The sequence below is a fragment of the Paenisporosarcina indica genome (assembly GCF_001939075.1).
GTDB lineage: Bacteria > Bacillota > Bacilli > Bacillales_A > Planococcaceae > Paenisporosarcina > Paenisporosarcina indica.
In genome coordinates, this window is the sequence record NZ_MPTA01000007.1 from 1 (window position 1) to 12,490 (window position 12,490).

10 protein-coding genes and 1 other annotated feature are annotated in these 12,490 nt (G+C 37.6%); of the genes, 1 reads left to right on the forward strand and 9 read right to left on the reverse strand.

Features of this window, described 5'->3' with window-relative positions; genetic code table 11:
- Positions 1-53: 53 nt before the first annotated feature.
- The 7 genes from GY23_RS14650 to GY23_RS14680 form a co-directional block, all read right to left on the reverse strand.
- Positions 54-1,355 carry a hypothetical protein gene (locus GY23_RS14650; RefSeq protein ID WP_075619956.1) on the reverse strand — a complete coding sequence of 434 codons (1,302 nt, stop codon included), beginning with the start codon at positions 1,353-1,355 and terminating at the stop codon, positions 54-56.
- 10 nt (positions 1,356-1,365) lie between these two features.
- The gene (locus GY23_RS14655; protein WP_075619957.1) at positions 1,366-1,839 is read right to left on the reverse strand and encodes a prepilin-type N-terminal cleavage/methylation domain-containing protein; all 474 of its coding nucleotides are present in this window, start codon (positions 1,837-1,839) and stop codon (positions 1,366-1,368) included.
- A 14-nt stretch (positions 1,840-1,853) separates the two neighbouring features.
- Positions 1,854-2,351 carry a type IV pilus modification PilV family protein gene (locus GY23_RS14660; protein WP_075619958.1) on the reverse strand — a complete coding sequence of 166 codons (498 nt, stop codon included), beginning with the start codon at positions 2,349-2,351 and terminating at the stop codon, positions 1,854-1,856.
- A gap of 145 nt (positions 2,352-2,496) precedes the next feature.
- Positions 2,497-4,203, reverse strand: coding sequence for a sensor domain-containing diguanylate cyclase (locus GY23_RS14665; protein ID WP_075619959.1), 1,707 nt, complete (start codon positions 4,201-4,203; stop codon positions 2,497-2,499).
- A gap of 57 nt (positions 4,204-4,260) precedes the next feature.
- Complete coding sequence (locus GY23_RS14670; protein ID WP_075619960.1) at positions 4,261-5,538, reverse strand: bifunctional folylpolyglutamate synthase/dihydrofolate synthase; 1,278 nt, start codon at positions 5,536-5,538, stop codon at positions 4,261-4,263.
- A gap of 311 nt (positions 5,539-5,849) precedes the next feature.
- Entirely contained in the window at positions 5,850-7,154 is a 1,305-nt protein-coding gene (locus tag GY23_RS14675) for a bifunctional folylpolyglutamate synthase/dihydrofolate synthase (RefSeq protein ID WP_075619961.1), read from the reverse strand.
- A 361-nt stretch (positions 7,155-7,515) separates the two neighbouring features.
- Positions 7,516-10,161, reverse strand: coding sequence for a valine--tRNA ligase (locus GY23_RS14680; protein WP_075619962.1), 2,646 nt, complete (start codon positions 10,159-10,161; stop codon positions 7,516-7,518).
- A 47-nt stretch (positions 10,162-10,208) separates the two neighbouring features.
- Positions 10,209-10,437, reverse strand: a binding site (T-box leader).
- A 93-nt stretch (positions 10,438-10,530) separates the two neighbouring features.
- Between GY23_RS14680 and GY23_RS18820 the strand changes: the two genes are divergently transcribed.
- Positions 10,531-10,722: a hypothetical protein gene (locus GY23_RS18820; protein ID WP_075619963.1), complete on the forward strand. Its 192-nt coding sequence runs from the start codon at positions 10,531-10,533 to the stop codon at positions 10,720-10,722.
- On the opposite strand, the gene GY23_RS14690 is transcribed toward GY23_RS18820, so the two are convergent.
- Complete coding sequence (locus GY23_RS14690; RefSeq protein WP_075619964.1) at positions 10,715-11,281, reverse strand: hypothetical protein; 567 nt, start codon at positions 11,279-11,281, stop codon at positions 10,715-10,717. The genes GY23_RS18820 and GY23_RS14690 overlap by 8 nt on opposite strands.
- A gap of 94 nt (positions 11,282-11,375) precedes the next feature.
- Positions 11,376-12,431, reverse strand: coding sequence for an AbrB family transcriptional regulator (locus GY23_RS14695; RefSeq protein WP_075619965.1), 1,056 nt, complete (start codon positions 12,429-12,431; stop codon positions 11,376-11,378).
- Positions 12,432-12,490 lie beyond the last annotated feature (59 nt).

The window sequence follows — 12,490 nt, forward strand, 5'->3', positions numbered from 1 at the left end:
TACTCTTTTTTTCATTAGTAATCTTATACATGAATTTATCAATATTATTCACATTAATATTTCACTTCTAGATAAGGATCATCCCAAAAGGCGCTAACAATTGGATTTTGTGGTATATCCGGATTAGTTATTTCAGGGTAATTAGGGTTTTTTACAGGACACTCTTTTTTAAGAGTTGTGACATCTACTTTTTTTACATTCGTTCCAGCTAACTTTGAAGGTATTAGATTACCTGTATAGTATATTTTCGTATTCAAAAGCTCAGTCTTTTTCTCTAGTGTTACGTTACCATTCACACAAATATTCGTATTCACAGCATAAAAGTGTTTCGTTGATGTAAAATTACCAACAATGTTAAATGAGGAATTACTTAATTGTACTTGATCACCAGTAAAATCCCCCTTAATTTGAAAGTAGGTACTTGAAGCATCAATATTTTTAACTGTCACACTCCCGGTAGAAAATACCGTAACGTCGCTCATACCAATCGCATTATGCAATTTCCATGTACCATTATTATAGAATGTTGATTTTTTAAGAGAATAGTTTATGTTCCCTGTTCCATAATCATAGTTATTTGTGTAAACCGTTGTATTATTCAATTGTTTCAGATTAAGACTATTATCACCTTTACACATTTTATTATCGAGCGGAATCAAGTCCTTACATGCGGGTAAATTTGTAGGTGGATTCTTGATAGTCGTTTCCATATCCGCAAAACTTGGAGGTATCCACGGAGGAGTGACTTTGGATTGTACAGGTGTAATAATTAGTTCAGGTTCTGGAATGCTCATCTCATAAGTTAATATAGACTCCTCGTTAATTGAGACGCCTTTAACCTTTACAGTCAACACCACTTTGTTGCCAACAATTTCATATTTTGGTAGATCGGTCGGTAGATCCAGTGGTAATTCTGTAGAATTGTTGACTATCTCGTAGTGGAGTTTAGGATTAACAGGGATTTCATTTTTATAGTTCGTAAAAAATTTTGCTAATTCCGTTCCAATTCTGTTTAGATAGTTGTCTTTTATAAGCTTCAATCTTGCATTTTTTTCAGTTTCGCTAAGATCCTTGAATTTAGGATTGGCAGATGTATATAAAGTATTTATCTCTTCTATTAATTTATTATAGTGCGTGAATTTTACATTATTATATTGATTTTCACCGATGATTTTAAAGTAATCAACACCCATTTCAGCAGCTACAATAGTTTGATTATTAATATCAACCGTAACTTCTTGTTTCGAATGATTGAATGACGCACTGGCAATTACAGCGGAAACACTAACAAACATTACAATTAAGAATAGCACCAATAACAAAGCATAACCCTCATTATTTTTTAAGTATCTCATGATAATCCCCTCAGTTCGTTTTATATCTCGATAGTGTAGTATTTATTTCATAAGTAATTGTACTTCTACTATCTAATGATAACACGATACTAATGGCATTATTATTAGAACGCGGATTAATTATTTTGAAGATTTCGGAAGGATTAGTAGTTCTAATGTTATAGTTTTGGCTATTGATTGGCTGACTCTTTGCAATTTCACTCCCGCATGTGGTTTTCGTAATATTGTTGTAAAATATGACGACTAAGTCTTTGGTAGGCGTTATCTCCAATTGATAGCAATTTCCCTTTTGATGAATGTCCAATAATTTAGAAACCATTAAATTTGCCTCTTGTTGGATTCGCGTCTTTTCACCTTCTATCACTGAACGTTGAATCCCGATGGATAAGGTGGTCATAATTAAAATAGCTACAATTGTCACTAGAGCTAATGCTGCTATCAACTCTACTAAAGTTATCCCTTTTTCGTTTTTAATATATTTCATGGAATTTTGCCACCTTAAATTGATACTTTGAGATATCCATAGGTTTCACTATTTGGAGTTGTCCCCCCTGTATAAATTTTCAGAATGACCTTATATAACGAAACACTTCCCTCTAATTCTTCAACATTAAAGACATTTACCGTGAAGGTATAATCACTATTTTTATTTTCAACTTTATAGGATTTATATTCGGTGTTTTCTCCTGTCATAGTAACAGTGTAAGGTTTAGTTGGTTCTGGCATCCCTTGATCATTGACATTCAACACAATCATGAATTTATTTGAAAGATTCATTAAATCAGTTTCTGTATATGTTAGGCTTGTTAACTTGGACATTTCTTCCCTAGCCAAATTCATGGTATCCAATTTTGTCTCAGTCTTTTCATTAGTTAAAGTCATCTGTGGAAAAATGGTCATATATCCGATGAAAACTATTCCTAATATAACGAGGGCTGCTAGTACTTCTACAAGCGTCAAACCTCTTTGAGTATGATATTTTTCCATTATTTTCATAATAATCTACTCATTTCTGTATAATTACTCTGTATTATCTACTGTTTTTAATGGTTTGTCATTATATTTAAACTATTTCTTGATTTATTAATAAATCAACAAAAAAAGAGCCCGCTAGATAGGCTCATTACAAACTTTCTCAATGTTACTTTATATACTCCGCAACCCGATTCCTACCTTTTTGCTTAGCCCCTATATAAAGTGCACGATCCGCATTTCGAATAAGAGCCATGGCGTCGTCACAGTCTTCCGGAGCAGTGGAAACACCTATGCTAATGGTTATGTTGACGTGCTCTATTTGTGGCAGGTCTCCTAAATCGGATTGCACTTCGAAAGTTGTGGACTCTATTTTAGCACGTAATGATTCTGCTAAAATAACTGATTCCTTTTTAGAGTAGTTTGGTAAAATCACGACAAATTCTTCTCCCCCATATCGGGCTAGTATGCCTTGATCCCCAATTTCTTTTTCTAAGAAGCGTGCTAGATTGAACAGAATATCATTTCCGCTTTGGTGTCCGTAGGTGTCATTAATCCCTTTGAATCGATCAAGATCCATCATGATTAATGACAGCTGACGAAGTTCACCATTTAACAATTCGTTCATTTTGATTTCCAGTTGTTGGTCTAAATATCGATAATTGTATAGTTTCGTTAAACCACAACGTTCACTTTTCGATACGGCTTCTTGTACGTATTTTGCTTTTTCAAGAGAAACGGCAAAGTAAGAACAAAGGAGACTCAATATTTGAAGTTGATGCGTTTCAAAGGCATATTTTTTTCGTGAGGCAATGACTAAAATCCCTTCTAGTGTATGATTACGCTTGATGGGGACAGAGATAATACTTTCGGTGTCGACTGGCAAGAAATCCGTATTACTTCTATGCCACTCCGCTTGTCTGCTAAATAGAATTGAATTGTCGTTTTTATATACAATCCCAACAACGCTCGTGAGTATTTCTAGATGTGTTTGAAAAACAGGGACTTCTTTTTTGTTTTCAACAGCTTTTAAAAATTGCAGCTCTCCATCTTCGATATCAATAATATAGGCATAATCCACTGGTAGCATTTTCGTGATTCTAGACAAAAATAAGTCAACAATCGCTTTTCCACTTAATCTCTCGGCCAGTTCATGTCCAATCTCACTTGCTTGATTTAAATCTTCATTGACCCGCTCCGAATTGCTATATAAGCGTACTAAGAAAGAGATCATGAAAAATGGGACTCCGAGTAAAACAAAGGCAATCGGCCCGACATGTACATCGAGTAAGTACAACATAATGCCAAATGGGAAGGTGACTACTAACCCAGCAAAATCCCATATTGTGTCTTGTCCAAAGAACCCTTCATGCTCTTGTTTCGTTAATTGTAAATAAGAATATAACAATACATGATTTACAAACATATTAATCGCTTGATAAATAAAACCAAATAAAATGATGTCAAATACATCGGTTGTCCCAACTTTAAAGCCCATTAGTATAACAGATATTCCGCTGATGATGGAAACCATAAAGAACATGAATGAATTAAAAAACACTCGGTAAAAATCATTGAATGTAATCTTTAATTGAAAAGCTAGTGGGATAACGGCGAATTGCATAATCATCATTTCCACAAATAATCCATATTTCAAAAATATAGCAAGATTAATCCACTGTGCCAAAAAAATCGTTATTCCTGCTACTTTAAATGGGAAGTACGTGGTTAATATGGCCAAGGCGGCATAGCCAGCAAGCATTGGCCAATTAATTTGACCAGGTGGTGCAAAATAATAAACCAGATAAAGACCAATAGGAACAGTTACTGCCCAAATGACCCAAATCAATCGTCTTGCGTGGTTTGAAATCTCCATGAACTGTCCCTTCAATCCTAGTACAATTTATCTATCATGAAATTAATCGTATCAAAGTTAGAAAGTTTTGTCATCTCTTAAGTTTTTATTATTTTCTAGCTTTTGATGAGTATTTAATCTTAAATTTGCTAAAAGATACAGTGAACCCGTTACTATTGTCACATGTTTTTCTGAAATTGTTTCCATAATATCTTTGACTGGTTCTTTAGTCATTCTCCTGACGGCAGCTTTGCTAATCCTCGACAATTTCTGCGAAGACATACTTCGTGAATCTGGAAAATCAATAAATGTGAAAATAGAAGATATTTCTTCAAAGATCCGCAATATCTTTTCTGCATCTTTCCCTTCAATCATGCCGACATAAAAGTGAATCGGTGTATCTGGAAATATTCCTCTTATTGTATCGACAAGAGCTTGTGCACTTGCTGGGTTATGAGCTCCATCAAAATATAATGTATCTGTCATCTTTTCAAAACGTCCCGGAATGAAAGCTGTTTGTAATCCTGTTCGAATCAATTCTTCATTAACCTGCAAATTCATTTTTTCAACTAAATAAATGACAGCAAGAATCGCCAGTGCCGCATTGTTTTGTTGGTGTGGACCATGAAAAGGTACCGACAAATTTGAGAATGAATGGCCAGCAAAATCTTTGTAGTGACCGTTTTCAAAAAAGAAATCCGTGTTTATTTTCATTAAAGGAGACCGGTGTTGAGCTGTTTCAATCTCCATCACCTGTTCTGCAACTTGATCTAATGGTCCAATTATTAAAGGTATGCCATCCTTAACAATCCCCGCTTTGTGCATAGCAACTTCTTCGATTGTTTTGCCCAAAAATTGTTCATGCTCGATTGCAATGCTTGGAATGACGGAAATTAACGGCTTTATGACATTGGTACTATCAAACCGTCCCCCCATTCCCGTTTCCAGTAAGACAATCTTCGGATTGAATTGTTCAAATGAAAGAAAAGCCAGAACCGTCAATAACTCAAAGTCTGTAACTGTGCCACTTATTCCCGCTGCCTTGGCTAACTGGCAAACATGATCCAGTTGTTCTTTCGTGATGTTTTGTCCATTTAATTGAATTTGGTCATGCACATCCACAAAACAAGGGGAGTAAAAGCAGGCAGTTTTTATGTCATGTGCTTGCAGCATACTATTCATCATGGCAATGGTTGATCCTTTGCCGTTAGTACCCGCTACGTGAACGAATTGTAGCTTCTTATGCGGATTGCCTACTTTCTCCAATGCCCGAGTGATTGAGTCAAGACCTGGTTCAATAGCATTCTTACTTTCTAATTGAAAACGTTTTTTGTAGTCCTCAAATTTTGGAATCATCTTGATGTCCCCTTTCCTTACATTAAAAGAACCCAACCTCTCAAGAAGAGAGTAGTGAAAAAATTCACCTTTATAGACTGGACTAAGTATCAGTTAATAACATTTCAGCGCTTTGAGGCATCTCGCGAGAAGCCGGCTACCACTTGAAAGGCGCCTACGCTTGTTGAGGCTAAGCAAATGGATCACATATAATTAAGTACAGTGTATAAAAATAAGAAGCGAGCCTTTCCTCCATCTATCGAAGAAAGGCTCGCTTGTTTAGATTGAATAGACTTTTTCAGTGACCTCCCCAAGGAAAGGCAGGGTCTTGATTATACGACTTCCGAATGAGCTTTTAGCTTCAAATATGGTCGTGCTTCAGACATGAAATAGAGTGAGCCGGTTACTAACACGATGCTAGAATCGTCCGCTAATGACAGTGCGTAATCGATCGCTTGTTGCCAATCAGTTATCAGCTTCTTATTAGGATGTTGACTTTCTTTAACAATGTCTTCTCCCAATGCTGCATTCTTCGCATGAATTTCAGTGATGGTTAATGTACTTGCGATTTCATCCAGCATTTTTAGTACAGAACCAATGTCTTTATCCTTGATTGCCGTATAGACGACATGCACTTTTTTCGACGGGAAGCGTTGATCAATCGTTTGTAACAGCACATCCATTCCCGCTGGGTTATGTGCTCCGTCAATAAGGATATTTGGCGTGATTTCTTCAAATCTTCCTGCCCAACTAGAAGTGACAAGCCCTCGACGAATGCTTTCTTCAGAAATCGTGAAAGAATGATATTTATTTAATAACAATGCAGCAGTAATCGCCAGTGATGCATTTTCAACTTGGTGATGCCCCATCATTTTCAATTGTAAATCATTAAATGTTTCATTATTTAATTGGTAAGAAAAACGTTGATAGTGTGCTTCTTGCATCACGTTTTCAATCATGAATTCATTATACAGTTGATAAATCGGTGCTTGTTCAGCTTTGGCTTTAGCCTCGATTACAGCGACGGATTGCTTGTCTTTCACTGCACTGATGACGGGGACTTGAGCTTTTATGATGCCCGCTTTTTCAGTTGCAATTTCTTTTAATGTATTCCCTAGTATGTGGGTATGGTCGAGTGCGATTGAAGTTAAGATTGACAAAAGTGGTGTTATGACATTTGTTGAATCAAATTTCCCACCGATGCCCGTTTCAATTAAAGCAATGTCAACCTTCATGTCATTGTAGTACATAAACGCGATGACCGTTAAGATCTCAAAGAAATTTGATCCATCGCCAACTTGTCCTTCTTGCAATAATGGGTAGATGTGATTCATATATTGGATAAATTGTTCATCTGTAATCATCACATCATTCATCATAATGCGTTCGTTTACTCTTTCAAGGTGTGGTGATATGAAACTACCCACCAGAAGACCTTCAGCGGTTAGTATTTCTTTCAGGGCATTCAAGGTAGACCCTTTGCCGTTTGACCCTGCAATGTGCACAGAACGGAATCCTTCATGTGGATTACCAAGGACCTCCAAGATCGCAGAGATGCGGCTTAACCGACCATTACGCTCCGTTTTCTGATCCATAGAATATATGTATTCAATTACTTTATCAACTGATGTAAACACATAGGTCACTCCTAAAACGAAATACTCTCAGTGCGTCTGAGAATTCACTTAATTTTATCATGTTCATTTGTAGAAAAGATATGAAATTATTTCTTGTTGGTAAAAGAATTTTTGTGACTAGGTTTCGTGCGTTCCACTAGAGTGTGGATTGCTGATTTGAGTCACAATTTATAGGGCAATTGTGGCTATGCATCGAGGGGAAATGTTCTACTAGCGTTTGGTGTTTCTATGCTTTAAAGATACTACCTCGACGGGTCAAGCGCAGCCACAAATTAAGGTGCATTTATAACTTTCACTGAGACCCCTTTATTTATTCTATATATCAAAAAAGGTGTCCCAAATTTTGGGGACACCCTTCATTTTACAGATTCTTTAATTCAGCCAAACGTTTTTCAACGATGGTGTATTTTTCTTGATAGTCTTGTTGTTTTGCGCGTTCTTCTGCTACGACTGCTTCTGGTGCTTTTGATACGAAACGTTCGTTTGATAATTTACCTTGAACAAGTTTCACTTCTTTTGCCCATTTCTCAAGTTCTTTCTCTAATCGTGCAGTTTCTGCTGCGATATCGATTAAGCCTTCCAATGGCAAGAACAGTTGTGCACCTGATACGACACTTGACATCGATTGACCTGGAGCTTCGATTCCTTGACCCAACACCAAAGGTTCTGGGTTACAGAATTTCTCTAAATACATCGCATTTGCTTCTAAAACAGCTAGCGTCTCTCCATCTTTTGCTGAAATATATAACGGTACTTTTTTGCTCATAGGTGTTTGAACTTCCGCACGAATCGTACGAACTGAGCGAATAATATCCGAAAGCAGCTTCATGTTCGATGCTTTTGCACTGTCTGTTAATGAGTCGTTTACAGTTGGCCATGCAGCTATTGTAATCGATTCACCTTCGTGCGGTAAGCTTTGCCAAATTTCTTCCGTGATAAAGGGCATGAATGGGTGAAGTAATCGCATCGTATTATCTAAAACATACGCTAATACTGAACGCGTCATTTTCTTCGCTTCTTCGTCTTCACCGTATAATGGAAGTTTCGCCATTTCGATATACCAGTCACAGAAATCATCCCAGATGAAGTTGTAAAGAGCACGGCCCACTTCACCAAACTCATATTTCTCGGCAAGTTTTGTTACTTGATCGATCGTTTCGTTCAAACGAGTTAAAATCCATGCATCCGCAACTGATTTTTCTCCGCTTAAATCAATGTCTTCGAACTTCATGCCTTCCATATTCATCATGGCAAATCGTGAGGCATTCCAAATTTTATTGGCAAAGTTCCAGACAGATTCTACTTTTTCAATAGAAAAACGTAGATCTTGACCTGGAGATGAACCCGTCGATAAGAAGTAACGAAGTGCATCTGCACCATATTTTTCGATAACATCCATTGGGTCGATACCGTTGCCAAGAGATTTCGACATTTTGCGTCCATCTTCTGCACGAACGAGCCCGTGAATCAATACATCGTCAAAAGGTCTTTTTCCTGTGAATTCAATTCCTTGGAATATCATTCGTGAAACCCAGAAGGCAATAATGTCATACCCTGTTACTAACGCATTCGTTGGGTAATAGCGTTTGAATTCTTCGTTTGATTCGTCTGGCCAGCCCATTGTTGAAAACGGCCATAAAGCTGATGAGAACCATGTATCTAGAACGTCTTCATCTTGTTTCCAGTTTTCGATATCAGCCGGTGCTTCGTGACCCACATAAATTTCGCCTGTTTCATTATGATACCAAGCTGGAATTCGGTGTCCCCACCACAATTGACGTGAAATACACCAGTCGCGAATATTTTCCATCCATCGTAGATAGGTGTTTTCAAAACGATCTGGAACGAACTCGACTTTGCCTTCACCTTGTTGCAATTTAATCGCTTCATCTGCAAGTGGTTGCATTTTAACGAACCATTGAGTTGACAAGTAAGGCTCTACTACAGCACCGCTACGTTCAGAATGCCCTACTGAATGCATATGCTCTTCAATTTTAAACAACACGCCTGCTTCTTGAAGGTCAGCAACGATCTGTTTACGGCATTCGAAACGATCCATGCCTTCATACTTACCTGCCAAGCCATTCATCGTTCCGTCTTCATTCATCACTAACACACGTTCAAGATTATGACGATTACCGATTTCAAAGTCATTCGGGTCATGTGCTGGAGTAATCTTAACCGCTCCACTACCAAACTCCATATCCACGTAATCATCTGCAACGATTTTAATTTCACGACCTACGATTGGTAACGTGACAGTTTTGCCGATTAAATGCATATAACGTTCGTCTTCAGGATGAACGGCAACAGCCGTATCGCCAAGCATGGTTTCTGGACGTGTCGTTGCAACTTCAATATGACCTGTGCCATCTGTTAAAGGGTACTGCATATGATAGAAAGCACCCTGAATATCTTGATGGATTACTTCAATATCAGATAACGCTGTTTTTGTTGCTGGATCCCAGTTAATGATTCGCTCCCCACGGTAAATGAGCTGTTTGTTATAAAGGTTAACAAATACTTCTTTTACTGCATTTGATAAGCCTTCATCAAGTGTAAATCGCTCACGAGAATAATCCAGGCCTAATCCAAGTTTTGCCCATTGCATACGAATATGATCGGCGTATTCTTCTTTCCATTTCCATGTTTCCTGAACAAATGCTTCACGCCCTAAATCATAGCGTGTAGTTCCTTCAGCACGAAGTTTTTGTTCTACTTTCGCTTGCGTCGCAATCCCTGCATGGTCCATACCAGGTAGCCATAGTGCATCATATCCTTGCATGCGTTTCATGCGAATGAGAATATCTTGGAGCGTTGTATCCCAAGCATGCCCTAAATGAAGTTTACCTGTAACGTTTGGGGGTGGGATGACAATTGTGTATGGTTCTTTCCCGCTTTCCGGTTGTGCTTCAAAATACTTACCTTTGAGCCACCATTCGTAGCGTCCTTGTTCAATTGTTTTAGGATCATACTTCGTCGAAAGTTGTGGTTGTTGTTCCGTCATAAAAAGTTCCTCCTATTTTTTGAATACAAAAAAACTCCAATCGTCACAAAAAGGACGAAGGAGTTGTTCGCGGTACCACCTTTATTCGCAGATGACCAAAAAGAATCATCACGCTCTCAAGTTTATATAACGGCTTTTAACCGGTTTCTGCTACTTCTAGTTTCACAGAAACTGCTCCTGGGCGACATTCAAATGTGTGTTAACGGAAACTTTCACCAAGCGTTTCCTCTCTACGGAAAACAACAGCATTTTACTCTTCCCAATCGATGCATCTTTATTTAGTTGTAAATCATATTATATTGCTAAGATGTGATTATTGTATAGGACTTGACGTCTAGTCGTCAAGTATTTTTGAAAGGAGGAATTTACATGAGAAGAGGATACAATCCCTATCTCTTGCCACCATGGCTAAGGATGACTCGTTTTTATTGTAAAGACATTATATTACCCCTTACAGTTTTCGAATTAATTCGCACCATTTTCATCCCAACAACATTCGATTTTTTACTTTTGTGTATCATGAGCTGCATTTTATTTTTGTTTTATAAAAATATTATTTAACTTCATATACAGAGTAACTGTCTTTTAGATCACGTAAGAAAAATGGCAATGTACTTTCCTCTTCCACCACGGGAGATTCCTCAATAAAGATCATCTCTTCTGCTGATGATGACGATGAACTGCTGCTTTCAACTGATGAGGACTCCGGTGGTTGAGGTTTTTCATAGGAACACGTGACATTCCACTCTACTTTTAACGTCTTATCTTTCGTCACAGATGACTTCACGTCTGATAATTGGATTTCTGGTTTCACATTCCCATGGACATAAGTAGGTGGCAATTCAACAAACAATGGAACGGCATATTCAAAATAACCGGTTTCTCCATTTAAGTCCAAATCCTCAATTGACGTCCATTCAGAAGTGCCATGGTGTTCATGTTCACCTGGTTGAAAATCGACATTCGCCGCGATATGGTAAACACCATGTAAACTGCACACCCCATTTAATTGTTGAAATTCAACTTGCGGCTTTACTTCTACCTTAGGTGCGTTACATGGTAAACCAAAACTCTTAGGGAAATAAAATTCTTCTTGAAGATTCCAATTTACTTGATTCATTTCTTGTCCTCCTTCACAAAGCTATGTGAAAGATTTTATGCGAGAGAACATGCCATTATGCTTTCAATTATTGAAAGGAATCTACTTGAAACAATTATGCTTTTAACCATTTTTTCATTCCATACGTCAATAGTGGTCCAGCAATAAGCAAAATAAAGAAAATTCTAAATAAATGAAAACTTGTGACCGTGGACAAGTCCGCACCAGTCTCTATTGCTGTGATTGACATTTCTGCAATTCCACCAGGTGCTGCACTAATAAAGAAATCTAAAAATGTATTTTGTGGGTGAATCATTGTCAGTATGTATGTAATGAATATACAAAATGCGATTAACAATAAATTCGTCAAAACAATCGCACCGAACAAGCGAAAAGTTAATTTGTCTCTTACTTTTTCCAGTGATAGTCCTAAATGAGCACCGACAAATATTTGTGAAAGAATCAACACAATGGAAGGCACTTCGACTACTGGATGATTCGTGATGAATTGCACAATGGCCATCGAAAGAATGGGAGCCATAAGTTCAGGTACTGGAAAATGAATCTTTTTCATTCCTATAAAAAAGGATGTACCAAGGATCACAAAAACAAGAAAATGGGTCATATTAAATTGGGTTAATTCATCGATTGATAAGTTTTTCAAATGTGTACCTTTTGGAAGGAATGCCGTAAAAAATGGCACCACGGTAACGACCACAAAGATACGGAAAGTTTGCATCATGGTGACCACGGTCGAATTGGCTGTTTTTATTTCTTCACTAATCAGTACCATTTGTGATAGTCCACCCGGTAAAGAACCAAGGACACTCGTGGCAGTGGTTTCACCTGACATCCGCATAAATAAATAACTAAGTAATAAGGCAATCCCTACAACGGAAAATGTCATGAGGATCATTAACGGGAAATCCTGCCACATGAGCTCTACTGATGTTTTGGTAAAGGCAGATCCGATTTGAATGCCAAGAAAGATTAGGCCAATTCTCTGTAACAGTCTTGGCCATTCAAATTCTATTTTTGTGTATTGTCGTAATAGTAAAAGGGAAGCCATTGGACCGAGTAACCATGGTAAAAAGATGCCCACTTGTTGAAATAAAAACCCGGTCGCTGCAGCTATGATGAAAGTTCGTAATATGAGTAATTTGTTGTTCAGGAAATCTCACCTCTTAATAGTGTATGTATCTTTAGTAAAGCGAAACTATTCTGTTTTAT

Bases quoted from the DNA above. Each gene is read 5' to 3' on its own strand.
- GY23_RS14650 (WP_075619956.1), bottom strand. From the start codon at position 1,355: ATGAGATACTTAAAAAATAATGAGGGTTATGCTTTGTTATTGGTGCTA.
- GY23_RS14655 (WP_075619957.1), bottom strand. From the start codon at position 1,839: ATGAAATATATTAAAAACGAAAAAGGGATAACTTTAGTAGAGTTGATA.
- GY23_RS14660 (WP_075619958.1), bottom strand. From the start codon at position 2,351: ATGAAAATAATGGAAAAATATCATACTCAAAGAGGTTTGACGCTTGTA.
- GY23_RS14665 (WP_075619959.1), bottom strand. From the start codon at position 4,203: ATGGAGATTTCAAACCACGCAAGACGATTGATTTGGGTCATTTGGGCA.
- GY23_RS14670 (WP_075619960.1), bottom strand. From the start codon at position 5,538: ATGATTCCAAAATTTGAGGACTACAAAAAACGTTTTCAATTAGAAAGT.
- GY23_RS14680 (WP_075619962.1), bottom strand. From the start codon at position 10,161: ATGACGGAACAACAACCACAACTTTCGACGAAGTATGATCCTAAAACA.
- GY23_RS18820 (WP_075619963.1), top strand. From the start codon at position 10,531: ATGAGAAGAGGATACAATCCCTATCTCTTGCCACCATGGCTAAGGATG.
- GY23_RS14690 (WP_075619964.1), bottom strand. From the start codon at position 11,281: ATGAATCAAGTAAATTGGAATCTTCAAGAAGAATTTTATTTCCCTAAG.